The following is a 26,128-nucleotide window of genomic DNA, read 5'->3' on the forward strand; positions in this document are numbered from 1 at the left end:
CCCCTGAATTTCGAGATTGAATCAAAGGGAAAAAAGATTTTTTGAAAAAAATTTGGATCGGTTGTGGCGGTAAAAAAAGACTGTTCTCTTTACGCGATTACCAGGAAGAAGATATGATATGAGGATAGCTTTGAAGGGGGAGGGACTTGTATATGATCGATCAGGAGAATGGCGTATTCCCGGCGGTTTGCCCGCTCGATTGTCCGGATACTTGCGGCCTGCTGCTTCATAAGGAGAACGGTAAGATCGTGAAGGTAGCGGGCAATCCGGACCATCCGATTACAAAAGGCGCCATCTGTAACAAAGTCCGAAATATGACGGAGCGGGTGTATCACCCCGAGCGGCTGCAATATCCGATGCGACGCATCGGAGTCAAGGGCGAAGGCCAGTTCGAGCGAATCAGTTGGGACGAAGCCATCGGCGAGATTACGGCGAGATTCAGTTCGCTGGCAGCTACCTACGGACCGGAGAGCATCCTGCCCTACAGCTTCTATGGAAACATGGGCATTCTTGGTGTGGATGGCATGGATCGTCGATTTTTCAATGCGCTAGGTGCGAGCAAGCTGGAACAGACCATCTGTAATGCAGCGGGAAATACCGGCTGGAAATATACGATGGGTGCGAACCGGGGAACCTTGCCCGAGGATACGGAGCATGCAGATGTCATCCTGGTGTGGGGAGGCAACATCGTCAGCACCAATATGCATCAGGTTGTTCTGGCCGAGAAAGCCCGCAAAAAGGGCGCCCAAATCGTCGTTATTGATGTCCATCGCAATCGGACCGCCCAATGGGGAGACTGGTTCATTCCACTTTACCCGGGTACAGACAGCGCATTGGCACTCGGATTAATGCATGTACTGTTCGAGCAGGGGTTGACGGATGAGGCTTTTATGCAAAAGTATACCGTTGGCCATGAGGCACTGCGTGATCATGTCCGCAGCTACACCCCTGAGCGTGTCGCACGTATTACAGGTGTGCCGGAAGCGGACATCGTGAAGCTGGCTGAGCTCTATGGCAATGCACAGGCAGCCCACATTCATATCGGCAATGGCCTCCAGCATCACGACAACGGTGGGATGAACGTACGCAGCGTAGCCTGTCTGCCTGCCATTACAGGCCAGTGGCTGAAGCGCGGCGGTGGTGCCATTCGTACCAACAGCTACGCGAGCACCAATAGCGATGCGCTCGAGCGTCCTGAGCTGCGGCAGAACCCGGAGCCGCGCGTGGTGAACATGAACCGGATTGGCGAAGCACTGCTGGAAGCGGAGCAGCCGATCCGGGCGTTGATGGTCTACTGCAGCAATCCACTGGTGGTGGCACCAGATACCGAGCGGGTGGAGCGAGGTTTTGCACGGGAGGATCTGTTCACGGTAGTCCATGACCTGTTCATGACGGATACGGCAAAATACGCGGATATTGTGCTGCCTGCGACATCTTCATTTGAAACGACGGATCTGTATACGTCCTACTGGCATCAGTATGTTCATTTGCAAGAGCCAGTCATTGCGCCTTTGGGCGAGAGCAAGAGCAATGTTGAATTGTTCTCTTTGCTTGGACAGGCGATGGGGTATGACCCGGAGATTTTCGGTGAGACACCGGAACAGATGATCGAGGAAGCACTTCAGGGTACGGGCAATCCCTACATGAACGGAGTAACCTTGGAAGGGCTGAAGCAGCATCATTTCGTCAAGCTGGATATGTCTGCACATGACTCCTATTTGGATCAGTTGCCCACGCCTTCGGGGAAAATCGAGCTGTATTCGGAAACGATGGCACAGAAGGGACTGCCTCCGTTGCCTACGTATAGTGCACTCGTGGAGGGGTATGACGGGGAAAACCCGGCTGGACCTGCGGATGTTTATCCGCTGATGTTTCTGTCGCCGCCAAACCATAATTTCCTGAATTCCACCTTTGCCAATTCGGCCAAGCATCAACGTTTGGAGAAGATGCCATTATTGCAAATGCACCCAGAGGACGCCTCTCACAGACAGGTGGAAGACGGGGACGCTGTGGTCGTATGGAACGACCGTGGTCGGATCGAACTAACCGCCAAGGTGAATGAATCCATGCTGCCAGGAACGGTGATCAGTCAAGGCTTATGGTGGGATGGCAATGGCAAAAAACAGCGGGCGAACTCGCTCACGTCCAATCGTCTGTCCGACATGGGGAATGGGGCAACATTCTTCTCGGCCACTGTCGAAGTGAAGCGTCAATGAATGTGCTTGCAGATCGGATCTTTTCAGGTAAGATGAACAATGGATAGTTCGTAAGCAGAATGATAAAGAGCAAGATTCGGAATTCAAATTTCTAAATTCTAAATTCAAGTGGCCTTCGCTCTGGCTAATTATGCCGTCAGGGCAAGGGTCTATTTTTTATGGCAATATGCTTTTTGAAGGTACTAAGGAGAATAAACAAGATGATGAGATGGCTGGATACGTATCCAAAAGAAGTGAAAATATTTTTGCTGGCAAGTTTAGTCAATGCGACAGGCAGTGCCTTGATGTGGCCGCTGACCACGATGTATGTATTTGACGAGCTTGGACGCACGATGGCGAACGCGGGGTTTGTTATTCTGATCCAGTCGCTGGGCGGCATCTTCGGGCAACTGCTCGGCGGTGCATTGTACCACCGGGTGGGCGTCAAGAAGCTAATCATCGGATCGCTGGCGTTAAATGCCGTAGGGCTGTTTGCTCTGCCGTGGATTAGCGCGTATTGGGTTGTGTTTATATGTGCCATGGGCTGGATCGGTCTATTCAGTTCATTGTCGTTACCAGCTATTCAAGCCTTTATTGGCTTCCGGTTTGCGGAACGACGCGGGGAATTGTTCAATGTGATCTATGTCGCCAACAATATCGGTGTGGCAATTGGTACAGCGCTCAGTGGTTTTCTGGCTGACTTTTCCTATCACCTCAGCTTTGTACTGAACGGGGTGACCTCCGCCGGGTTTGCGATTTTCTTCTGGTATTATCTGTCGCGGGCAGAACCGGATCAGGGCGAAGTACATCTGACCAAACGCAAAACGGTTCCCGATGGGCCGGGCGTCTGGGCGCTGCTGGGCAACACCAGATTATATCTGTTCATGAGCCTGGGCGTGCTGTTCCTGCTGTTCGGTAATTCCATCTGGAATACGGGTGTGTCTCCATATATTATTTCCGAGGGTATGGAGAAAAGAATGTACGGTCTGCTCTGGACTCTGAACGGGGTGCTGATCTTTGTGGGACAACCCTTCACCAATTGGGTCAAGCGTACGATGGCCCGTACATCAACTGCTCAGATGACTGCAAGTGCGGTGTTCTATGGCATGGCCTACATCGTCATGATTACCATGTATAGCTATCCGGGTATGGTGCTTGCAATGGTACTGGCTACCTTTGGGGAAATGCTGATCTCACCTGCTACTCCGGCATTCATCTCAGAGCATGCCGGAAGAGCGGCACCTTTCTACATCGGGATCTCCGGTGGTATCGGTGCGGTTGGACGGGTTATCGGGCCGTATGCAATGGGGGTCATGTACGATAAACAGGGACTGATTCCTGTAGCGTGGCTTGCGACTGGCACGGCGGTTATTGCGGTGCTTGGCTTTGTACTGCATGCGGTACTGAACCGCAATCGTGAAGTGAAGGAGTACGGATTGGACGCTTAGCTTTTTCTGATTGAGTGCTATGAGGGAGGAAGAGGACAGATTGGAGTGGAGGGGCAAAGAAAGCCGCTTTAATCTGTCGGATCATCCCGTAGATGTAGATTTACAAAAAAATATTTTTATGCTATAATTTACATATAAAAACATTCCGTATATACTAAGGTTCTCCTGGCCAGGGGGAATCTTATTTTTGTTTGTACGGGAGGATGAAATATGAAGCAAAATGAGTCCAGCATCACATCCTTGATTTCGGCTTTTGGCCGAGCCTACCACTGCCAGTACGATACACCTCTTATTTTCGATGATTATATAGCTAAAGAGCTTATTACTCCGCAAGAGTTTGCGGGAATTCGCGAGAATATGATTCAAGGTATCCATTTTTTCAACCCGGACATGGCTCACCTGATCAAGGACGACCCGGATACGATTTTAAAATGGATTACCCAGGTACAGTTATCTCCAATAACACTGGCTCGGGCTGCTTATTGTGAGCATGTACTGCTGCATGAAATCACGTTGGGATTGAAGCAGGTTGTCATTCTTGGCGCGGGGATGGATACGTTTGCTTTGAGGCATCCGGAATTGAAGGACATTTTGGAACTATTTGAAGTGGATTACCCAGCTACACAGCAATTCAAGCGGGAGCGTCTGAACCAGGCCAAGTTGATCATGCCGGACAATCTTCATATGGTGCCAATGGATTTTACTCATGAACCTTCGTATGAACGTTTGACGGATGAAGGCTTGAAGAAGCAAAAGACATTGGTTACTCTGTTAGGCGTTTCGTATTATTTGACCAAAGAAGATCTGTCTAACTTGCTGCGACATATATTTTCGGATCTTCCAACAGGGAGCTCCATTGTGTTGGATTATGCAGATGAGCATCTCTTTGAGGAAAAAGGAAGGTTTAACCGGGTTGAAAATATGGTTAAGATGGCTGCAATGGGGGGCGAGCCGATGCAATCCTACTTCACTTACGAGGAGATGGAGCGGTTATTGGCGGATGTGGGACTTCTCATATATGAGCATCTATCGCCAGAAGACATACAGAATCGATATTTCAGCAATCGTACAGATGACTTATCTGCCTTCGAAACAAACCATTTTATCCATGCGGTCAAAAAATAAAATCCTATTCCTGATGTGATATCACTGAATAGGATCTGAATAAGAAAGGGATGTCCCATAAGTCATTGAACATGACGGGGGACATCCCTTTTTAGCGTTAGTACTGTTTAACGAACCGAGCGCGTGTTATTAGCTTCAAATTCCAAAGGTCTGCGGTTTAACGAATCCAAGAGACGTTACTTCCGCAACCTATCCAAACTGGGCTTGATGCAATCGGCTATACGAGCCCTGACGCGCCAGAAGTTCATCATGGCTGCCTTGTTCGGCTACGCCACCGTTCTCCACAACCACAATACGATCCGCGTGTCTAATCGTTGCCAGTCGATGGGCGATGATCAGTGTAGTACGTCCTTGTGCCAGCTCAGATAGAGCCAACTGGATGGCGGCTTCCGTCTCGGTATCAAGTGCGGAGGTCGCTTCATCCAGAATGAGGATCGGCGGATTTTTCAAAATCATGCGAGCAATGGATAGACGTTGCTTCTGTCCTCCAGACAATTTGACGCCCCGCTCACCAATTAGAGTATCGAGTCCTTCCGGTTGAGATTGTACCAGCTCTTCCAGTTGGGCCCTGCGGATGGCTTGCCAGATTTCTTCATCAGGTGCATCCAGTTTGCCGTAGGCAATATTCTCACGGATTGACCCATCAAACAGGAAAATATCCTGCTGCACAATTCCGATATGGGAGCGAAGTGACTCCAGTGTCATATCCTTTATCGGAATCTCATCAATAGAGATGTGCCCCGCATCCACATCGTAAAAGCGTGGAATGAGACTGCACAGCGTAGATTTGCCTGCACCCGAAGGTCCAACCAGCGCTACCGTTTGTCCTGCCTGAATCTCCAGATTGACCTGATCCAAGGTTGGTTTGTGTTCCCCATAAGCAAATGAAACGTCATGGAAGGCGATGTCGCCTTTCACATGTGGGATGGATTTGGCTTGTGGTGTATCATCCACATCGGGCTCGGCTTCCAGCAGCTCCAGGTAACGTCTGAATCCAGCGATGCCTTTGGGATACGTTTCGATGACGGAATTGATCTGTTGAATCGGTCCAAGAAACACATTGGATAACATGACAAAGGCAATAAATTCTCCGTAGGTCATGCTGCCCTGAATGACAAACCACGTACCGCACACCAGTACAAACAGCGAGACAAATTTCATCAGAATGAAACTGAGCGAGGAATTCCACGCCATAATCCGGTAGGTGATCAGTTTGGTAAGACGGAAGCGTTCATTATTTTCGACAAAACGTTTCACTTCATGCTTTTCATTGGCAAAAGCCTGTACTACACGAATTCCGCTCACATTGTTCTCTACGCGTGCGTTATAGTCTGCAATATCGGCAAACATACGCTTGAACGCTTTGGACATTTTGCGACTGAAATAAAGGGACAGGAAGATCATCAGCGGTACGATGATGAAGGTCATTACAGCCAGTTGCCAGTTGATACCCAGCATAATGCCGAAGGCTCCAGCCAACGTCATCAGGGCAATGAACAGATCCTCGGGTCCATGATGCGCAATCTCACCTATATCCATCAGGTCATTGGTCATGCGAGAGACGAGGTGCCCCGTCTTGTTGTTATCGAAAAAGCGGAAGGATTGTTTCTGCACACGTTGGAACAGTTCCCGCCGCATATCGGATTCGATGTTAATACCCAGCTTATGTCCCCAGTAGGTGACTGCATAATGGAAAAAGGAACTGAGCAGATAGATGCCCAGTAATCCGGCACAGGCCGATAAAATCATGGACCAGTTGCCTGCGGGAAGCAGCTGATCGACAACTTTGTTTACAGCCAAGGGAAACGCAAGTTCCAGCAGTGCAGCCAGAATCGCACAGGAGAAGTCCAATATAAAGAGTCCCCGATAAGGACGATAATAAGCCATGAAACGGCGAAGCATATGTAGTCACTCCTCTCTCTAACGCAAAAGCCCAGGCAGGCTGATCGGCCTGTCCGGACATTACGTTTCTTCCTATGAAATGATTATTGAATCCATCCTCTTATTTACGATTTTGCTGTGCACGTTCTACGATCATATCAGCGAATTCTTCAGCCTGACTCTGAATTGCAATCGGATCGAAGTACCAGTAGCGATCTTCCTGTAATTCGTACACCTGATTGTTCTTCACAGCCGGGAGCGATTGCCAGATGGAATCACCTTGGTAATTTTTATTGTTTTCCCCTACGGTCAGGAAGATATGGTCTCCTGCATAATCACCAACGACTTCACGCGATATCTCTTTCCACTGGGTATCGCCCATCAGTTCTTTCTTGGTGATTTCGAGTGGTGTAAGTTCCAAAGCACGATAAACGGCCTGTCCACCGCGACCAAAGTTGTCTCCATAACCATAATAGCTCTTGTCTGATACTTCGAGGATGGAGAAGGTTTCCTCCGGTTTAATGACTGCTTTTACTTTGGCGCGAGCGGCTTCAATACGTTCGTCGTACGTTTTCAGCCAGGCTTCCGCTTCTTCGGATTTGTTCATGAGTTCTCCGAAGCCCCGAATTTCATCCTCTACATTGGTAAACGTGCCGTAGGGAATGACCACGGTAGGTGCGATTTTTTGATAACTCTCAATTTCTTCAGCTTTATCAGAGTAGGTAATGATCAGATCCGGGTCCAACGCGACGACCTTCTCCAAGGATACGGCACCCCGGTCGCCAATATTCTCTATGCCCTCCACTTGATCGGCGTAGAATGGATTTTCCAGATAATATTTAATAGAGCCAACGGGCTTTACACCAAGTGCGAGCAGATCACTTACGTACATATCCGTAACAATCCGTTTCGGTTCAGCCGGAATTTCCACATCTCCACTTAATGACTTGTAGATCCGCGTAGCACCCGAAGAATCGGTATTTGTTTCGGTCGAACTTGTAGTCGATTCTGAACCCGCCGCTGTTGGTTCCGTTGTGCCGGAACCCGTACCGCTGTTACAGGCAGCCAGAATCATGATGATGGCGAGCATGAGCAGCAAGCCGGAAAAGCGTTTTTTTGCAGCAAACATATAATTGTTCCCCCTGTGTATATAATCAATAATGATTATTATTCTCATTACTAACATAGAGGATGACGTAACATTTGTACATGGACATCTATGATGACTAATGCATGGACAGATGTGATGTCAGTTTGTGCATGATGTGCTGAAATTGCTCCATAACCGAGATGGGGTCGAATCCATAAAACATATCCGCATCAATCTCGTACAGGCGCCCTTCCCGGACCGCACTCAAGGTGTTCCAAGACTCCTGAGCAAACAGTTTGTCCACAGCATCCTGCTCTGAAGATTCCCTGGCATAATCAATAAAAATATGATCTGCAGCGTACAAATGAATTTCGTTTAGCGGAACATGGATGTAACCTGTGAGTAGTTGTCCATCCTTCTTCATCCGTGCAGGAGGGGTGAAGCCCAGCGATTGATACAAAATATGAGAAGCTCTACCCCATCCGTGACCATAGATGTACGCTCCACTCTCACCAATCATGAAAATGCATACTGCTGAACCCCGTTCACCCATGATCTGATCGAGTGTACGATTGGCCTCTTGCTGAAGCGTATCATAATGGTCTAACAGCGCACGTGCTTTGGCTTCCAGACCCGTGATACGTCCCAAATGGATGAATTGCTCCTGCCAGTCAAGTTCCTCAAAAGGCATCAAAATCGTTGGTGCAATCTGCCGTAATTCATCCATGTCGGAATGAGGTGCATAACCAAGGATGACATCGGGATGAGCGTCTGCGATTAGATCCGGATGATTAATGAGATCATGCTCATAACACTGATCAAATTGGTTTTGTCCATTTTCAATAAGTCTACTTTTCATCCATCCTGCAACGGCACCCAGATGCGGGATGTGGCCCAGTGCGAGCAAGGAAGCGGTATAGTTGTATGTAAGACTTGCGATTTTTTTTGGCGTTCTCCGATAGAGAGTCGGTGCACAACCTACCGTTTGTTTAAATTTTCGACTTAAATAAAAGGTATCTCTGTATCCCGTCAACTGCGCAAGCTCATGCAATGTGGGATTGGCAAACAGCAGGTGTTCCTGGGCAATTCGAATTCTTAACCGGGTAACATACTCCACGAATGTAAATCCGGTATATTTCTTGAATTCTCTTGAAAAATGCTCTGGACTCACATTAACCTCTTTCGCTAATTGCTCACGTGTAAAAGAATGAGTAATTCTTTCATGGATGTGCGCGATGACGATGTCCAGCCAGGAATGATCTTCATGAGCCAAACGCACAGCATGATCTCGCAACGTATCCAGCAGCTGATAAAACAGCATATGAGGTTTGAATGGTCCGGACTCATCGCGTTTCGAGCTGGACTGAACCAACTCGGAGATCAGCTCGGCAATAAGACGGCTCGTAACGGAAACAGGATGTCCGAATGGCCAGAGCCTTTGTTCGTTATCTGCAAAATCAAAGGCCATTGCAATACCCTGAACGGGTGAAAGGGAACCACGCTTGCTTTCATGCTGAAGCAGGGTTCCAGCTTGGCGTACGATAGCAGAGCCGGTATTTACCATCAATTGACCATTCGAACTGATCAGTCTTGCCTGACCAGAGGTGATGACATAAAGAACGTGCTTGCTGCTCCACAGCTCATCGATACGGGAGAAGGCTTCCCGATCATGGAGCTGCACCAGATGACACAGCTTGAACATTGCCGGAGGCACGTTTGTGATTTGCTGCAAGCGGCCGGGGGTGTTCAGGGATGATTTATGAAAGCTTAGATCCAGATTGCTCATAACTTAATGGACTCCTTATAGAGGATTGGACTAATAAGCAGTATAATACCACAAAGGTGTAATGGGGACCCCGCGAATCATTCCCTTCACATATTTCTGTGAAAAATGGATAAAGAGGTTGAAATCGCTATCAACACCGACTATAATGAAAATGTCGAAACGTTTCAATCTATGGTTTACAGGCGTGTTCATTGTGATTTATAATGAATTCTTCCTCTTGTCCAATATTGAAATGTTGTCAATCGACCAAGCTATATGTACAATTAAAGGGTATATGATTCAGCAGTGATGCTTAAAAGACGTGAAGAGAAATTTTTTTTGAAAACACTTCGAAACGTTTCGATAAATGAGAATTGATGCCATTTCTAATGGATAATGCATAGGAATGAGTGGTTGTTGCAACCATTTACAGTATAAAATGATAGGTAACAAGAAAGTTAGAAGGAGCGAACGTGGAATGGCAACGATTAAGGATGTGGCAAAGCTGGCAGGCGTGGCGCTCTCGACCGCTTCCTATGCACTGAATGGGGACAGCAAGGTAAGTGCCAAGACCAAGGCAAAAGTGCTGGCGGCAGCACGGGAACTGAATTATCGCAAAAACGGCTTTGCCATGGACCTGAAACGGAGCCGGACGAACACGATTGCGTTGATTCTTACAGATCTGTCGGGTCCGTATTACTCCGAATTGATTCGCAGCGTACAGGACGTAGCGCTGGCTAACGGATATGATCTGATTGCTTGCAGCTCTATGGGAGGACGCGACTCCACAGCGGTTCGTTTCTTGCGAGAGAAAAGAGTGGATGGTGCTATTATCCTTGCTCATAACATCCATGATGATATCCTGGTGGAATCTGCAGGCGAACGTTTCCCTATCATTGTGATGGATCGGCAACTGTCGAGCAGCCATCTGGTCAACGTGCTGGTGGACGGGGAGCAAGGTGGTTACCTGGCTACACGTCACCTCATTCAGAAGGGGCATAAGACCATCGCCTATATCAGCGGGCCATCCAATTCTTATGATAATGCTCTGCGTTATCAAGGATATTTGCGAGCAATGCAGGAGGCGGGCCTTGAAGAGAAGTCCAAATGGCGTCTAAGCGGTAATTTTGTACGTGAGGGCGGATATAGTGCAACCAAGATGATGGTTATGCAGGGCGAGCTTCCATCTGCTGTATTTTACGGGAATGACGAAATGGCGATTGGTGGACTGAAAGCATTTGAAGAGAGCGGCATTTCGGTACCGAATGACATTTCGATAATCGGATTTGATGATATTCAACTGTCCGAATATGTTCATCCTCCGCTTACGACGGTGCGGCAGCCCAAGCATGAAGCAGGTTCATTGGCAGGTCATTTGCTCTTCCAGATGCTGAACGGCGAAGCTGTGAATACATCGTATACGTTAACCATTGATCTGGTGGAGCGCGAGTCTGTACGATCGGTACAGGTAGAGTCAGGAAACCAGCCGGCCTAGGAAGTAACTCGCCCTCTTTGAATTAAGAGTTGAATGATGGGGATCACCGTCCGAATTGGCCAGACAAAGGTCATTTCGCAGAGGACCCCTATTCTTTTTCAGATTTATCGAAACGTTTCGATTTTATACTAATTGAAGGAGTGAATAGTATGACAACGATGATTAATGAACCAATCCGGCTTACTGCCGGGGATTTATCCTTTACCTTTTTGAACAGTGGGGACCTGTACCAAGCTAAATCTGGTACGACCATGTTGAATCAATTGCTTAGCAACCAGATCGATGGATCTTTGAATAACCTGTATCTGCGTGTACACGAGGGAGAGAAAATCAGCTCGTTCCCACTGCTGGGTGTGCGTTCGAACAGCAAAGTGATCACAAGCAAAGCGAATTCCGGCAATCAACTGATCTGGGAAGGTACAGTACAGCTTGAAGGCAAAGAACAAGGCATTGGCTATCAGGTTGTGTTTACCGCCACAACGCAAGGCGTCTGGTTCTGGGATGTGAAGCTCACAGGACAACAACATAACGTCGACGTAGTATATGGACAAGATGTAGGTCTTGCTGATCCAGGTGCAGTACGCAGCAATGAAGCCTATCTTTCGCAGTACATTGACCATACGGTATTCGAAGATGAAGCGAAGGGATATGTGGTGTGTTCCCGTCAAAACCAGCCTCAGGGCGGTGCTTTCCCTTACATGCAACAAGGTTCTCTGACTAAGGCAATTGGTTACTCTACAGACGGATTCCAATTCTTCGGTCTGTCCTACAAGGAAACGAACCAGCCTGAGAGCCTGAAACATAATACACTGGCAAATGAGACATACCAGTATGAATTTGCCTACACAGCATTGCAATCGGAGCGCGTAAGCTTGGACGGGGAAGCCCAAGTGGTCTTCTACGGACTGGCCAAAGCAGATCATCCTGCCGGAATCTCCGCACTGGAATTCGGGGATGAAGTGACTGCAGCATGGAACGAAGTACAAGCATTGACTGTGGAGCAAGGCGAGACGTTGGAACAGGTGAAACTGTCATCCTTCTTGGGTGAACCGCTTGCTGCGCTTGATTTGACACAAGATGAGATTAATGATCTGTTCCCTGACCGTCATCAGGAAGAGCGTAGCGGTGATTCACTGTTATCCTTCTTCACGGGCAGTTATGAACATATCGTCCTGAAAGCGAAAGAATTGCTCGTAGAGCGTCCGCACGGCCATATCCTGATGAGTGGTGGCAATGTACAGCTGGGTGCGCAGGTTATTACGACGACATCGTATATGTACGGTATTTTCAACTCACAACTCGTTATTGGTAACACCAATTTTAATAAAATGATCAGTAATGCCCGCAACGCACTGAACGTGCCGAAGACGGCTGGACAACGCATTTATGTGGAAATGGATGGACAATATCGTCTGCTGACGATGCCTTCCCTGTTCGAGATTGGCTTCAACTATGTGCGTTGGATCTACAAAACCGAATCGGATACCATTATCGTGACCAACTACACCGCAGCACACACGACTGAAGTGAGCATGAACGTGCGCTCGACTAGTGGCAAAGCATATCGTTACCTGGTAACCAACCAAGTTACGATGAATGTCAATGAATACGAGTATCCGTTGCATATGACGCAAGATGGCAACACGCTGATCTTCAAGGCTGATCCGCAAGCGATTAGTGCCGGAACGTATCCTGATCTGCAATACCGCATGGCGGTGGATGGCGCAGCCGTAAATGTTGGAGACGAAACGTTGCTGGCGAGTGGTATCCGCAGTGGATCTGCATCGCTGGTTACACTTAGTCTGGAAGAGAGTGCAGAATGGACGCTCAAGGTACAAGGCGTATTGGAAGGTCAAGCAAACGAAGCAGACGGTTCTGTCGTAGCAGGATCCAGTCTTACTTTTGAAGAGGAAGTGCAGGCGTACCGTGAATTCTTCGCAGGTGTAATGAACGGTTTCCGTTTGTCTCGTGGTGAAGGCCAAAGTGCAGAGGATCTGTTCAAAGTGAACGCACTGGCTTGGTGGTACACACACAACATGCTGGTTCACTACTCCGTGCCTCACGGTTTGGAGCAGTACGGCGGTGCGGCATGGGGTACTCGGGATGTATGCCAAGGTCCGGTTGAATACTTCATGGCAACGCAAAAATACGAGCAGGTTCGCGATATCATCAAAATGGTATACACCCACCAATATGAAGATGATGGCAACTGGCCGCAATGGTTTATGTTCGACAAGTATTTTGCAATTCAGCAGGAAGAGAGCCACGGTGACATCATCGTATGGCCGCTGAAAGTGCTGGCGGACTACCTGACAGCGACTCGCGACTATGCGATTCTGGATGAGAAAGTGCCTTATACCGTTAAGCACAGCTTCGGATTCACGGAAGAAACAGCGACTGTATTGGATCACGCGAAAAAAGAGATCGAATATATCCGCTCACACTTCCTGCACGACACATTCCTGTCTTCTTACGGTGATGGGGACTGGGATGATACACTCCAGCCAGCCAATGCACAGCTCAAACAATATATGGTGAGCAGCTGGACCGTTGCTTTGACTTATCAGTCTGTAAATGTGCTCGCACAAGCGCTGCAACATAAAGACGCTGGATTTGCACAGGAGCTGGACGTTCTGGCTCAAGGCATCCGTGAAGACTTTAATCGTTACATGCTGGGTACAGATGTGATTCCAGGTTTCGTATACATGGAAGAAGCAGATCAAGCGAAGCTGATGCTTCACCCAACAGATACGGAGACAGGCATTCAATATCGCCTTCTGCCGATGACGCGCAGTATGATCGGAGAATTGCTGAATGCAGAACAGGCAGAATCGCATTATGCGCTGATTCGTGAACAGTTCCTGTGCCCGGATGGGGTACGTCTGATGAATCGTCCAGCTCAATATGCAGGTGGTGTGAGCACTCACTTCAAACGGGCAGAGCAAGCGTCCAACTTCGGTCGCGAGATCGGTTTGCAGTATGTACACGCTCATATCCGTTACGTTGAAGCGATGGCGAAGCTCGGTAAGACGGATCAGGTGTGGAATGGTCTTGCCATGATCAACCCGGTTGGCATCGGCGAAGTTGTACCTAATGCCGAGATTCGTCAGGCGAACGCGTATTTCAGCAGTTCCGACGGCAAGTTCAACACGCGCTACGAGGCGCAGGAGCACTTTGACCAACTACGCAAAGGAACAGTACAGGTGAAAGGTGGATGGAGAATCTACTCCAGCGGCCCTGGAATCTACATGAACCAACTGATCTCCAACGCACTTGGCATTCGTCAGGAAGGCGGAGATCTGGTTATTGACCCGGTACTTCCGGCTGAGCTGAATGGCATGCAGTTCGAATTCGAATATGCAGGAGAGCCAGTAACATTTATCTACCATCTGAACGAAGGTTCGGTTAACTGTGTAACGGTAAATGGCAAGGACATCCGCACCGAGCAAACGGCGAACCGTTACCGTCAAGGTGGGGCTCGTATCGCGCTGGATGAGTTCAAACAAGCGCGTAATGCTTCGGAGCGCACGATTGTTGAAATTTATATGTAAATTTAATACAAGCTCGATGTTTCACTAGAGTGGAAGGTCATCCTCCTTAACAGGCAGGGTGACCTTTTTTTATTTGAAAAGATTTATTGGTAGGTCAGGGGAACTTGTTACGGTGAGATGATGATTCTAACGCAAAGGAACGGCCAGCAACGTGTGCAGAAGCGCATTATGGCGTATATGCTTCGTCACATAGCCTGCGTCCTCTAGCGAGCCGCACAGGCCGTCCAGCAGCGGGAAATGACGTTCCCTTATCGTTTGCAATTGGTCCTCATGACCTGCTGCCTCAGCCTGTTGAATATATGTCTGACGGTGAGCTGCATCAGCGAACATCAGATCTGTCAGGCAGATCCGTCCACGTGCAGTTAACACTCGCTGCATTTCATGTAACGCCAACTGTTGCTGGTCTGGGCTCAGATGATGGAAGGCGAAGCTGGATACGACAAAATCGAAGGAATGGTCGGCGAAAGGCAACGCCAGAAAGTTGCCAAGCTTCACATGCATCTCGGGATATTTGGTGCGGCATGTACGCAGCATCTCCCGGGATTGATCGATGGCAGTCATCGCTGCGCCGCGCTCTAACAGTCTGCCAGCCAAATTCCCCGTGCCTGTACCGATATCGAGTCCTTTTTCGCCGGGCACAGGAGATATCCAGCTTGCCGTCTGCTCCAGCGCCTCATCATAGTTTTCATATATATTGAACGGTCCTGCGCCTACTCTTACTCCCCATTCTTCCAATCCTGATCCTGCGTCTTCTTGAAACGTTGTATCGCTGTTTGCCCTGTGTGCTGTCCGGCTATTCTTCTGGCTGCGAACTTCATCGCCGTTATGATCTGGTCCGGCTTTTCGATTCGACTTATCTGTTGCTCGCATGGCCCCAGGTTCCGAATCAATGTTTGAGGTAGTTTGTCCTGGCAGACGACCATTCGCCGCATGTACGCGCTGATCGTGGATGGCTGCTTGCATATCGTAATTCCAGCGGTCATGCCAGTTCTGCCGGGCTTCCCTGAGACGGCGCGCACTGTCTGCAAGATCATGCAGATGACTGACATCCAATGGCCCGTCTTGGCGATTGAGATCAATCATGCGCTGGGTTGTATCCAGCATGCGCTTGAGCTCAACCCATTGGGCATACATGACCGCCTGCTGCAGCTCCAGATATTCTTCCAGCCGCTGCTGATTGCCCTGGTCAATCTCTCCGAGCGCTTGGGTGATATCCTGAAGCGACATCCCAATTTCACGCAGAGCTGCAATGGTTTGCAGCCGCCAGATGTCATTCTCGGTATATGTACGATATCCGTTACTTGTCTGTTTGACGGGCAAGATCAGTCCTTTTTCCTCGTAAAAGCGAATAGCTCTCGCCGATATGCCGAGTCTGTCCGCGGCTTCTTTGATGTTCATCACGTGCACCTCCTTATCAATTCAGTATAAACGATGACGTTACGGCAAGGTTAAGTGTTCATTTCTTTCCACTGAGTGAAATTTTAGTCAAGTCTGAGGCTATGCTACAATATAAAGCAAAGGGGCATTTTGCACGTATTTAATTGCAAAATGTCGAAATGAGTAAGGAACAAGCCGTTTTTTCTAACGCTGCTTTGCGCAGTGTTATCGACTATTGCACGAAAGGTTGAACTTTTATGCTTATCAGCCATACGTACACCATTCGGCCATCCGAGATCAAGGATGCCGCCCAACTGATGGAACTGGATGCACTGGTATGGGATAAGCATACCTCTCCGGCCCCGTTTCAGTGGCGATCCAGACAACAATATTTGCAGCATTGTCCTCCAGGCAGTCAGCTGATTGCCGTTCAGGGAGAGCGGGTATGTGGTTATGTGGGCTTTTATCTGCCAACAGGAATGCCTGTTAACCGCCATGTATACGAGATTAATATCGCTGTTCATCCCCATGATCGGCGCTGTGGTATTGCTACAGCCCTGATGGATGCGATGAAACACCATGCCTTTGAACAAGGGATCATCAAACTTAGGTTGCGGGTGTTATCCAGCAATCCAGGGGCGATTGCTTTTTATACACAGTGCGGATTTGTGACGGAAGGCAGACTGGTGTCGGAATTTTATATTGCAGGCAATTATGTGGACGATATTCTTATGAGCTATTTCATCCGGGCCAACGGATAGAACAGAGTAGAAGGAGGAACAACAATGGACATGGGACTTCGGGGTAAAAAGGCGCTGGTGCTTGCATCCAGTCGAGGACTGGGGAAAGCGGTAGCCGCTCAATTGGCGGCAGAAGGCGCTGATGTCATGCTCGCCAGCCGGAACGAAGAGAAGCTTGCAGCGGTGAAGCAGGAGCTGCTGGCGCTGGGTGGCGGTGGACGTATCGAATATTGTGCAACCGATGTGACAAGCAAGGAAGATATTGATGCCCTGATTCGCAAGACAGGCGAACAGTTTGGGCAGATTGATATTTTGGTGAACAATTCAGGCGGCCCGCCTTCAGGAACATTCGAGTCATTGACGGATGAAGATTGGGAACGTGCATTTGAATTAAATGTACTTAGCTATGTCAGACTGATTCGCGGTGCGCTCCCTTACATGAAGGAGAATGGCGGACATATCGTGAACATTGCCTCCACCTCTGTGAAGCAGCCGATCCCCGGTCTGATTCTGTCCAATACGTTCCGTACGGGGGTGTTCGGATTAGCCAAGACCTTGTCACAGGAACTCGCGCCATATGGCATTCTGATTAATACGGTTGCACCGGGTAGAATTGGTACGGATCGGATACGTGAACTGGATGCTGCACGTGCAGAGCAGAACGGAATAAGTGAGGAAGAAGTTGCCGAACAATTCCGTAAGGAAATTCCACTGGGACGTTATGGTCAACCCGAGGAATTTGCCAAAGCAGTTGTGTTCCTCTTATCAGGAGCGAATACGTACATTACAGGTACATCTCTTGTAGTGGACGGTGGCATGGTACGTGCGCTCTAAGAAGAAGTCGGATCGAGAGATTCGAAGTTATATGGATGCATAAATGCGCAAATAAGATAAGCCCCTCCTTATTCTCCACGTGTTGTGGAGTAGGAGGGGCTTTAAGGGTTGATGTATGCATTGTGAGGGCCGTCATTCGTAATGGAAGCTGGTCCTCCAACCATTCAAATTATGTAAGTCTAATTAGCGTAAAAGTTCCCATTCATGCTGCAGCATGCCATACACCGCATGGTTAACATAGCCCTTAGGCAGTTTCTCAGCCTGGCGAATAACGCCTTCAAGGACGAATCCAAGCCGTTCAGGGATGGCCCGGCTCCGCTTGTTGTTGGTTGCTGAGCGAATCTCGACACGGTTCAGGTCCAGGGTGACGAGAGCGTAGTCCACCAGAACGCGGCATGCGCTGGTCATCAAGCCTTGACCTTCAAAACCTTTGCCAAGCCAGTAACCGATGCTTACCGTGCGGTTGGTCCAGTTGATTTCGTGGAAGCCGATGATGCCGGCAAGATCGCCTTTCAGCCAGACACCTGCGGTGAAACCGCCGTTGTCAGCGCCCTGTTTCAATGCATTGCTGATAAAATTTGAAGTGTGCTCAATCTCGGTCACGTTGTCCACCCACGGTAACCAATGCCTCAACTGGTCCCGCGAGCGGTCCGTGAGTTCGAACAACGGTTTGGTGTGCTCCATGGCAAGTGGGCGGAGTTCGGTATATTCATCCAATGAATAGGTAAACATGAGTGCAACCTTCTTTCTTTAAAATAATGAATTATCGGGAATTCTTCGGTAGCTTGCGCTCCAATGCAAACAGGTCTTCTTCCATCGAGGCCATGCGTTGATTCACCGTAGTACGGGCGTCACCCAGTGCCTGATTATATATGAAGGGAGCCAACTGGGTCATGAAAAGATCCAGCACACCCCAAGCTGCCAGATCGCCCAGTTCTTCGCCGCGTTCCTCTTCGAAATACGACTGGATGGTACGTATGGCTTCATCCTGTTGTTCTTTGGACAGTTTTAGCGCGTTCAATGGGAAACCCTCCCTTAAATTCTGTTTTTCTATCATGCTACATGATTCGTGCGAACCCGTCAAAATGGTTTTGGGCCTATCTTGTGTGTAACTGATCCTGATTTTGGGGCGTTATTTATTGAACTCCTCCCTCGTTAAAGGTATATTTAAATGAAACGCGTACGAAACTTTCCAAGAAAATAGATTTTTTCAGGAAATGACTTCGTTATAAAGGAATTTTAGCCGGAATTGCTGCAAATTCCTGAAAGCTCCAATCAATTCATGAAAGGTTTGATACCTGTGGACAATCGTACAACCCCACCTAACTTTATCAAAAATATTATTACCGAAGATCTCCGGTCAGGGAAAGTCCAGGAAGTCATTACCCGTTTTCCTCCGGAACCGAACGGTTATCTGCATATCGGCCATGCCAAAGCGATCTGGATTAACTTTGCACTGGGTGGCGAATTTGGCGGCAAAACAAATCTGCGCTTCGATGACACAAATCCGGTCAAGGAAGATGTAGAGTATGTTCAATCGATTCAGGAAGACGTGAAATGGCTCGGATATGAGTGGAGCGAGAAACGTTTTGCTTCCGATTATTTTGATGAAATGTACAGCCGCGCGGTCTTGCTGATCCAAAAAGGCAAAGCTTATATCGACGACCAAAGCGCTGACGAAATCCGTGCTATGCGTGGAACGCTCACTGAGCCGGGCAAGAACAGCCCGTACCGTGACCGCACTGTAGAAGAGAATCTGGACCTGTTCACACGGATGCGTGCAGGCGAATTCCAGAACGGTGAGAAAGTGCTGCGCGCCAAGATTGATATGGCTTCACCGAACATCAATTTACGTGATCCGGTCATTTATCGTATTGCTCATGCACATCATCATAATACGGGTGACAAATGGTGCATCTATCCGATGTACGCATTCGCACATCCACTTGAAGATGCCATTGAAGGAGTAACCCACTCCCTCTGCTCCCTGGAGTTTGAGGATCAACGTCCATTCTATGATTGGGTTATTGCCGAATGTGAGATGGAGAACCAACCACATCAATATGAGTTTGGCCGCCTGAACCTGTCGCAAATGGTGACAAGTAAACGGAAGCTGAAACTGCTCGTGGATGAAGGCCATGTGGATGGATGGGATGATCCGCGCATGCCAACGATTTCAGGTCTGCGCCGCCGGGGATATACACCGGAAGCGATTCGTGATTTCGTATTCGAAACAGGCATTTCCAAAAGCCAAGGCGTTATCGACCTGCAAACGCTGGAGCACTTTGTACGTGAAGATCTGAAATTGAAAGCTCCGCGCACGATGGCTGTCCTGCACCCACTCAAAGTAGTCATTACCAACTACCCTGAAGGGCAAGTGGAATGGCTCGAAGCTGAGAACAATGTGGAGAACCCGGAGATGGGCAATCGCCAAATTCCGTTCTCTCGCGAGATTTACATTGAACAAGATGATTTCATGGAAAATCCACCGAACAAATATTTCCGTTTGTTCCCTGGCAACGAAGTTCGTCTGAAACATGCGTATTTCATCAAATGTAACGATGTAATCAAGGATGCAGAAGGCAATGTGACTGAAATCCATTGTACCTATGATGTGGAAACGAAGAGCGGCAGTGGATTCACAGGCCGTAAAGTTAAAGGTACCATCCACTGGGTGGAAGCAAGCCAAGCGGTACCTGCTGAATTCCGTCTGTATGAACCTCTGATCGCCGCAGAAGCACCGGATGCTGAAGAGGAAACAGAGCTTGAAGAGCAACCGGAGAAAACGTTCCTGGATCAATTGAATCCAAACTCTCTTGAAGTCGTTCAAGGGTTTGTGGAGCAAGAGATGAAGGAAGCGAAAGCACAGGATAAATTCCAGTTCTTCCGTCATGGTTACTTCAGCGTTGATCCGAAACATTCCGAGCCAGGCCGTCCGGTATTTAACCGGGTAGTATCCCTGAAAAGCTCGTTCCAACTGCCAAAAGCATAAGGTGAAGTACAGAGGTAGGTAAAGGTAAAGTTAGAGGTTTAGGGTGAGAAAACAAGTTAGGGTTATACGCCTAAGCTGTAAACCTAAATCCATAAAATTCAATCTATAAACGTAAAAGGCGTCTCCAGGGCAATAAGCTAATGGAGACGCCTTTCTTTTTACTACTACTATTCTTAATCTTTTGTTTGATTGTTTGAACTTAATTTACACCATAACGAGAGGACAGAATAAAGCTGGAGAAGCGTAGCGTTCGCCTAAAAGCTTTCTGAAAGAAAGCTACATCGGAAGAATACGCTTTATCACCGGATTTTACCCTTATAGAAAGGGAATCAAAAAAATCCGGGGATAACAGCGATCGAAAGATTGTTCTGTCCTCGTAGTGCTCCAGTGTAGATCTTGAAAGGTTCAACCTTTGCCAACAAAAAATTACCTTTCACCCATTTCCGTCAACACTGTTGGCTGATAGCCGTTGCGGCGGTTCGAGAGCCACATGATTGCAAAACCAACAGCACCGATCAGGGAGAAGAATACCCCGATGTTATACATTACTTCGGCACCGAAGCTCTGGAACAGCCAGCCGCCGAACAGGCCGGCAATGACACCAGAGAGGCCGCCCCAGGCCATTGTATACACGGCCTGACCAGAGGAACGGTACGGCCTTGGAATGAACAGCATCGTCAGCTGGGTTCCTACATAGAAATACCCGCCGAACGTAATGGAGTGCATGAGCTGAATGAACACAATCTCTAATGGATTGTTCGCTAAGGCCATGAGCTGCCAGCGAATGGCGAACAACAGACTGATCAGGATGAGCGATGATAGAAGCATGCTCATTTTGCGTTTGAGAAAACGGTCCAGGAGCAAGAAAACACCCACTTCAAGGATGGATGATGTGAAGATGGCCCAGCCAACCATCTGTTTATCGCCACCCATTTCCACGATGTATAATGACATAAATGTACTGTTCATGGCGTTGGGTACGGAAACGAGCACCCCAAGCCCGATAAAGATCATAAAGTACGGATTGAACATCACCCTGCCGAAACGTCGAAAGCTCACTACAGGTGTATCTGAAGCGATCGGCTGTCTGGGTAGAAACAAGGCAAAGACAAAGGCAATGACAATCATGAAGGCAAAGACAATCGATACACTGCCCGCCCCCAGGCGGTCAATCAGCGGTCCGGCAGCCACAGCGGTTAGAGCCCAACCCAGCGATCCCCATAGCCGAAACGTACCGAATTTCTGAGTCGTGCCATCGATATAACCGAGAATCAGGCTGTTGGTTTGGGCAAACAGTGGACTTTGAAAAAAATAAAAAAAGATCATGGCTGCATAGATCCAGGCATACGTAGGCGCATAGAATACGGCCTGAGCAAGCACAAAGGTGCCACCCATCATCATCATCAGAATAATGCGAATATTGCGTGATTTATCGCTCCAGAAGCCCCAGAACGGATTAGCGAACAAGGATACAAACGGACCAATTGCCATCAGACTGCCAATCTCCAATTTGGTCATCCCGATTTCCTGCAAATACAACTGAAGAAAACCGGCGAAGATTGAAATGGCTCCATAAATGAAAAAGTTATATAGTTTCAGCGAAACCAAAGAGGGATTGCCTCTTCCGGGTGCATATCTGTCCAATAGAGCCATTCCTTTCAGAATCATATTCTTCAATGTATCATTTGTTGAAAGGGTATTCAATGTATAGAATAAGTTTATTGAACGAGGAGGATTACCGTGAGCACGATGGAATGGACAGGTATTGTATTGGCAGGAGGTTTATCCCGCCGTATGGGTTCCAATAAGGCATTGTTGGAATGGAATGGTTCCAGCGTGCTGGAGCAGGTCATCCAAGCGATGGCACCAGCTGTGAATAGTATTATCGTTTCCGCAGGAGCCAACACGGCTGCATACAAGGCATTGCCCTATGACTGCGTTCAGGATTATTACCCTGGGAAGGGACCGCTGGCAGGGTTGCATGCCGCGCTGAAAGCCTCGCAGACAGACTGGAACCTTGTCTGCGCCTGTGATATGCCGCTGCTAGAGCCATCCTTTTTCAAAGGCTTGAAGTGGCTCACCGAATCAGGTCAAGAGCATCACGCAATCGTTCCACGACTGGCAGGGCGTGTTCATCCGCTTGCAGGTGCATATCATAGATGTGTTCTCCCCGAAATTGAACAGCGCTTAATAGATAATAGACTGAAAGTAACCCAATGGCTTGAAGAGATCAGCTGCCGATATGTCGACGTCGATGAGCTGGAAAGCGCTGGTGTCCATGATTTGGCCATTCAGCTTAGTAATATGAATACCCCGGAAGAGTATGAGCATATTCGCAACAGATCATACGGCCCTTAACCCATCTATTCATTCATCTTCGGATTCCTTTCTTAGTCCGATTCGGTCTGCCAACTCTGGTCCACTGGACCCGATTCGTTGGATAGATCCTGAACGGCGTTGCGATATTGAAGTGGACTCTGGCCCGTCCATCGTTTGAATTGCCGACTGAAGTGCGACAGATGGGTGTAGCCCAGCTTCCATGCAATTTCACCCAAAGAGAGCTTCGGCTGTTCGATCAGTACTTTGGCTTCCTGCAGCTTCAGGCTGGACAGGTAGGCCCGTGGAGATTGTCCGTACACCTTACGGAAGATCTGCAGCCCATATCCCGGACTGATGCCAAACGATGATATAATCTGCTCTACTTTGACGGTGGATACGTTGCCCTCTTGGATTCGGAGCTGCGTATGGAACGCCTGTTTGATGGCTTCTGCGATGGCCCCTGCATAATGCATGGCTGCGGGAGCTGGAGCATTAGGCGAAGCTTCAGATCGGGTGGACAGTGGTTCACGGTCAGCTGCTTGGGACAGCAGGGCAAACAATTCAAACATGCGTGCCTGCATGATAAATTTGTCTGTGGAAGTGTATGCCTCTGATGTTCTGATCATGTTCATCCAGTTCTCCAGGACAGGGCGCATTTGCATGTTATCTGTGGTGCCTGCCTCATAGATTCGGCTGTGAAGTGACATCAGCTTCAGGGTAAATACGGGATCATCCACATTGAAATGAGCACTGAAATACGTCATGCCCTCTGATGATACACATTGGTTCGTATGTTTGAATCCGGGTGGAATCAGCAGAATCGAACCTTCCTCAACCGTATAGGTATACCCGTGAATTACACTCTCCTGAGTCCCCTTTATAATCAGCATAATTTCAAAGCCCGGATGGGATTCCTCCGGCATCGCCCAACCGTATGGAACTTGTTGGCTGTGCGCTCCATAGAATTTAATGTTACAGTCGATAATAGGCAGCCAGTGAGCCAGTGTATGATGTGGCATTTCTCGCAGCTGCGATCGGATATCCATGACATTCACCTCGGAAAAGGGTAAAAACAACTCGCCTAGTACAATCGGCACCCATAGTATACTTCATTATAATCAGTTTAACGCCAACATTGAAAATCGCAGAACAGGAGAGCGTTCGGCAGATTGCTAAGTCTCTGATGTACTTCAATAGATAATAATGTAAACGTTATCATTTTTCAATTGGATCATTTCATTTTGTATAAATGCCAAGAGCTTCATACTTCCGGATGAAAAGGGGATTTTAACATGGACAAGTTATTGTACGGGGTAGCCTACTATGACGAATATATGCCTTATGAGCGATTGGACAAGGATATTCAGATGATGAAAGATGCAGGCATCAACGTGGTGCGGATTGCGGAATCAACATGGAGTACGCATGAACCACAGAATGGTGTATTCGACTTCTCCTCAGTAGATCGTGTTCTGGATGCCATGCATGCGGCGGGTATTCAGGTTATTGTGGGTACACCTACGTATGCTGTTCCGACGTGGATGGTCAAGGAGCACCCGGATGTTCTGGCAACAACGGTACAGGGAACGGGGAAATATGGGGCGCGGCAGATCATGGATATCACACATCCGACGTATCTGTTCTATGCGGAACGCATCATTCGCAAGCTGATTTCCCGTGTCAGTAAACACCCTGCCGTGATTGGTTATCAGACGGATAACGAAACGAAGCATTACAACACTGCCGGAGATAATGTACAATTGCAATTCGTCAAATATATGCGTAACAAGTTCAGCTCATTGGATGATCTGAACAAGGAATTTGGGCTGGATTACTGGAGTAACCGCATTAATAGCTGGGAGGACTTCCCGTCTGTTGTTGGTACAATCAACGGCAGTCTGGGAGCTGAATTTGCCAAATTCCAGCGCCAACTGGTAACTAACTTTCTAGCGTGGCAGGTCGGAATTGTAAATGAGTACAAACAGGAGGGGCAGTTTGTAACCCAGAATTTTGACTTCGACTGGCGTGGATATTCGTACGGCATTCAGGGAGATGTGGACCATTTTGCCGCATCCAAACCTTTTGACATCACCAGTGTGGACATCTACCATCCGTCGCAGGATGATCTGACCGGCATTGAGATTTCATTCGGTGGTGACGTGGCACGTTCCACCAAACAATCGAACTATCTCGTACTGGAGACGGAAGCGCAGGCTTTCTGGCATTGGGTTCCCTACCCCGGACAGCTTCGCCTTCAGGCGTTTAGCCACCTGGCATCGGGAGCAAACATGGTCGCCTATTGGCACTGGCATTCCTTGCATAATTCGTTCGAGACGTATTGGAAAGGATTGCTGAGCCATGATTTTGAACCCAATCCGGTCTACAACGAGGCCAAAACGATCGGCCGGGATTTTGCCAGACTTAGCCCGCAACTGGTGAATTTGAAGAAAACGAATCGGGTAGCCGTGCTGTTCAGCAATGAGGCGTTGACGTCGATCAAGTGGTTCGGATTTAATTTTACGAGTGACAAAAAATACAACGACGTTATCCGCTGGATGTATGACGAATTATACAAAATGAATATTGGCTGTGATCTGATTGATCCGTCCGTGGAGAGTTATGAAGGCTATGATGTGATCGTTGTGCCTGCTTTGTACGCAGCTTCCGATGTCTTGCTTGAGAGGCTGAACCAATTCGTACAGGATGGTGGGCATATCGTTTACTCCTTCAAGAGCGGATTCGCTAATGAGCATATTAAGGTCCGCTCTACCCGCCAGCCTGGACTGATCAGTGAGGCTTGTGGCATCAGTTACAACCTTTTTGTAGAGCCGAAAAATGTGTCGCTTCGAGATGATCCGTTCGAGGTTGGAGAGGAACAGAATCAGATTCACACCTGGATGGAACTCATCACACCAACAACTGCAGAAGTGCTGGCCTGGTATGATCATCCTCACTGGGGAGAATATGCAGCAATTACTCAGAATACCTATGGCAAGGGCAAAGCAACGTACGTTGGATGTTATACCAGCTCCGCGGTGATCCGCAACGTGTTGGAGCGTGTCATGAAGGAAGCTGGACTGTGGGGAACCGATCAGGAATTGGCTTTTCCAATCATCGTGAAGAGCGGAGTGAATGATCAGGGGAATACGATTCGGTACTACTTTAACTACTCTGATCAGGCGACTTCGTTCGTGTATGCCTACGGGGACGGAACGGAACTTCTGGCAGGAATAGCGGTGTCCGGAGGGCAGAATATGAAGCTGGAACCATGGGGGTTCTGCATTATTGAGCAATAATGGGAAAACATAAATGAATT

General features: G+C 48.4%; 18 protein-coding genes. 10 read left to right on the forward strand and 8 right to left on the reverse strand.

Features of this window, described 5'->3' with window-relative positions:
* Positions 1 to 152: 152 nt before the first annotated feature.
* The 3 genes from A6049_RS23165 to A6049_RS23175 all read left to right on the forward strand — a co-directional run bounded on the left by A6049_RS23165 (position 153) and on the right by A6049_RS23175 (position 4,768).
* Positions 153 to 2,216, forward strand: coding sequence for a molybdopterin-containing oxidoreductase family protein (locus tag A6049_RS23165; RefSeq protein ID WP_095206197.1), 2,064 nt, complete (start codon positions 153 to 155; stop codon positions 2,214 to 2,216).
* Positions 2,217 to 2,419: 203 nt separating this feature from the next.
* On the forward strand, positions 2,420 to 3,643 hold the full coding sequence (locus tag A6049_RS23170; protein WP_063566966.1) for an MFS transporter: 1,224 nt from the start codon (positions 2,420 to 2,422) through the stop codon (positions 3,641 to 3,643).
* A 210-nt stretch (positions 3,644 to 3,853) separates the two neighbouring features.
* Positions 3,854 to 4,768 (forward strand): class I SAM-dependent methyltransferase, encoded by a 915-nt coding sequence (locus A6049_RS23175; RefSeq protein WP_063566917.1) that lies wholly within the window; start codon positions 3,854 to 3,856, stop codon positions 4,766 to 4,768.
* Positions 4,769 to 4,957: 189 nt separating this feature from the next.
* On the opposite strand, the gene A6049_RS23180 is transcribed toward A6049_RS23175, so the two are convergent.
* The 3 genes from A6049_RS23180 to A6049_RS23190 form a co-directional block, all read right to left on the reverse strand.
* The gene (locus A6049_RS23180; protein ID WP_063566918.1) at positions 4,958 to 6,670 is read right to left on the reverse strand and encodes an ABC transporter ATP-binding protein; all 1,713 of its coding nucleotides are present in this window, start codon (positions 6,668 to 6,670) and stop codon (positions 4,958 to 4,960) included.
* A gap of 100 nt (positions 6,671 to 6,770) precedes the next feature.
* Positions 6,771 to 7,778, reverse strand: coding sequence for an ABC transporter substrate-binding protein (locus tag A6049_RS23185; protein WP_063566919.1), 1,008 nt, complete (start codon positions 7,776 to 7,778; stop codon positions 6,771 to 6,773).
* A gap of 97 nt (positions 7,779 to 7,875) precedes the next feature.
* A complete protein-coding gene (locus A6049_RS23190; RefSeq protein WP_063566920.1) occupies positions 7,876 to 9,525 on the reverse strand; it encodes an ABC transporter substrate-binding protein in 1,650 nt (549 codons plus the stop codon).
* A gap of 457 nt (positions 9,526 to 9,982) precedes the next feature.
* Between A6049_RS23190 and A6049_RS23195 the strand changes: the two genes are divergently transcribed.
* Together A6049_RS23195 and A6049_RS23200 are read left to right on the forward strand one after the other, a co-directional pair.
* Positions 9,983 to 10,999, forward strand: a complete 1,017-nt coding sequence (locus A6049_RS23195; protein ID WP_063566921.1) for a LacI family DNA-binding transcriptional regulator — start codon at positions 9,983 to 9,985, stop codon at positions 10,997 to 10,999.
* A 149-nt stretch (positions 11,000 to 11,148) separates the two neighbouring features.
* Entirely contained in the window at positions 11,149 to 14,550 is a 3,402-nt protein-coding gene (locus A6049_RS23200; RefSeq protein ID WP_063566922.1) for a GH36-type glycosyl hydrolase domain-containing protein, read from the forward strand.
* Positions 14,551 to 14,676: 126 nt separating this feature from the next.
* Here A6049_RS23200 and A6049_RS23205 read toward each other — a convergent pair whose 3' ends face one another.
* Positions 14,677 to 15,948 (reverse strand): methyltransferase domain-containing protein, encoded by a 1,272-nt coding sequence (locus A6049_RS23205; RefSeq protein WP_063566923.1) that lies wholly within the window; start codon positions 15,946 to 15,948, stop codon positions 14,677 to 14,679.
* A 236-nt stretch (positions 15,949 to 16,184) separates the two neighbouring features.
* Here A6049_RS23205 and A6049_RS23210 point away from each other — a divergent pair, with 236 nt between their 5' ends.
* Together A6049_RS23210 and A6049_RS23215 are read left to right on the forward strand one after the other, a co-directional pair.
* Positions 16,185 to 16,688 carry a GNAT family N-acetyltransferase gene (locus A6049_RS23210; protein ID WP_063566924.1) on the forward strand — a complete coding sequence of 168 codons (504 nt, stop codon included), beginning with the start codon at positions 16,185 to 16,187 and terminating at the stop codon, positions 16,686 to 16,688.
* A 24-nt stretch (positions 16,689 to 16,712) separates the two neighbouring features.
* Positions 16,713 to 17,501: an SDR family oxidoreductase gene (locus A6049_RS23215; protein WP_063566925.1), complete on the forward strand. Its 789-nt coding sequence runs from the start codon at positions 16,713 to 16,715 to the stop codon at positions 17,499 to 17,501.
* A gap of 183 nt (positions 17,502 to 17,684) precedes the next feature.
* Here A6049_RS23215 and A6049_RS23220 read toward each other — a convergent pair whose 3' ends face one another.
* Both A6049_RS23220 and A6049_RS23225 read right to left on the reverse strand, forming a co-directional pair.
* The gene (locus A6049_RS23220; protein ID WP_063566926.1) at positions 17,685 to 18,233 is read right to left on the reverse strand and encodes a GNAT family N-acetyltransferase; all 549 of its coding nucleotides are present in this window, start codon (positions 18,231 to 18,233) and stop codon (positions 17,685 to 17,687) included.
* A gap of 31 nt (positions 18,234 to 18,264) precedes the next feature.
* Positions 18,265 to 18,522, reverse strand: coding sequence for a DUF2164 domain-containing protein (locus tag A6049_RS23225; RefSeq protein WP_090808970.1), 258 nt, complete (start codon positions 18,520 to 18,522; stop codon positions 18,265 to 18,267).
* A 261-nt stretch (positions 18,523 to 18,783) separates the two neighbouring features.
* On the opposite strand from A6049_RS23225, the gene A6049_RS23230 reads away from it, so the two are divergent.
* Complete coding sequence (locus A6049_RS23230) at positions 18,784 to 20,493, forward strand: glutamine--tRNA ligase/YqeY domain fusion protein (protein ID WP_162842457.1); 1,710 nt, start codon at positions 18,784 to 18,786, stop codon at positions 20,491 to 20,493.
* A 426-nt stretch (positions 20,494 to 20,919) separates the two neighbouring features.
* On the opposite strand, the gene A6049_RS23235 is transcribed toward A6049_RS23230, so the two are convergent.
* Positions 20,920 to 22,146 (reverse strand): MFS transporter, encoded by a 1,227-nt coding sequence (locus A6049_RS23235; RefSeq protein ID WP_063566968.1) that lies wholly within the window; start codon positions 22,144 to 22,146, stop codon positions 20,920 to 20,922.
* 96 nt (positions 22,147 to 22,242) lie between these two features.
* On the opposite strand from A6049_RS23235, the gene mobA reads away from it, so the two are divergent.
* On the forward strand, positions 22,243 to 22,851 hold the full coding sequence (gene mobA, locus A6049_RS23240; RefSeq protein ID WP_063566969.1) for a molybdenum cofactor guanylyltransferase: 609 nt from the start codon (positions 22,243 to 22,245) through the stop codon (positions 22,849 to 22,851).
* A gap of 32 nt (positions 22,852 to 22,883) precedes the next feature.
* Here mobA and A6049_RS23245 read toward each other — a convergent pair whose 3' ends face one another.
* Positions 22,884 to 23,858, reverse strand: coding sequence for an AraC family transcriptional regulator (locus tag A6049_RS23245; RefSeq protein ID WP_063566928.1), 975 nt, complete (start codon positions 23,856 to 23,858; stop codon positions 22,884 to 22,886).
* 246 nt (positions 23,859 to 24,104) lie between these two features.
* Here A6049_RS23245 and A6049_RS23250 point away from each other — a divergent pair, with 246 nt between their 5' ends.
* Positions 24,105 to 26,108 (forward strand): beta-galactosidase, encoded by a 2,004-nt coding sequence (locus A6049_RS23250; RefSeq protein WP_063566929.1) that lies wholly within the window; start codon positions 24,105 to 24,107, stop codon positions 26,106 to 26,108.
* Positions 26,109 to 26,128 lie beyond the last annotated feature (20 nt).

The sequence above is a fragment of the Paenibacillus sp. O199 genome, from assembly GCF_001636635.1.
Classification (GTDB): Bacteria; Bacillota; Bacilli; order Paenibacillales; family Paenibacillaceae; genus Paenibacillus; species Paenibacillus marchantiae.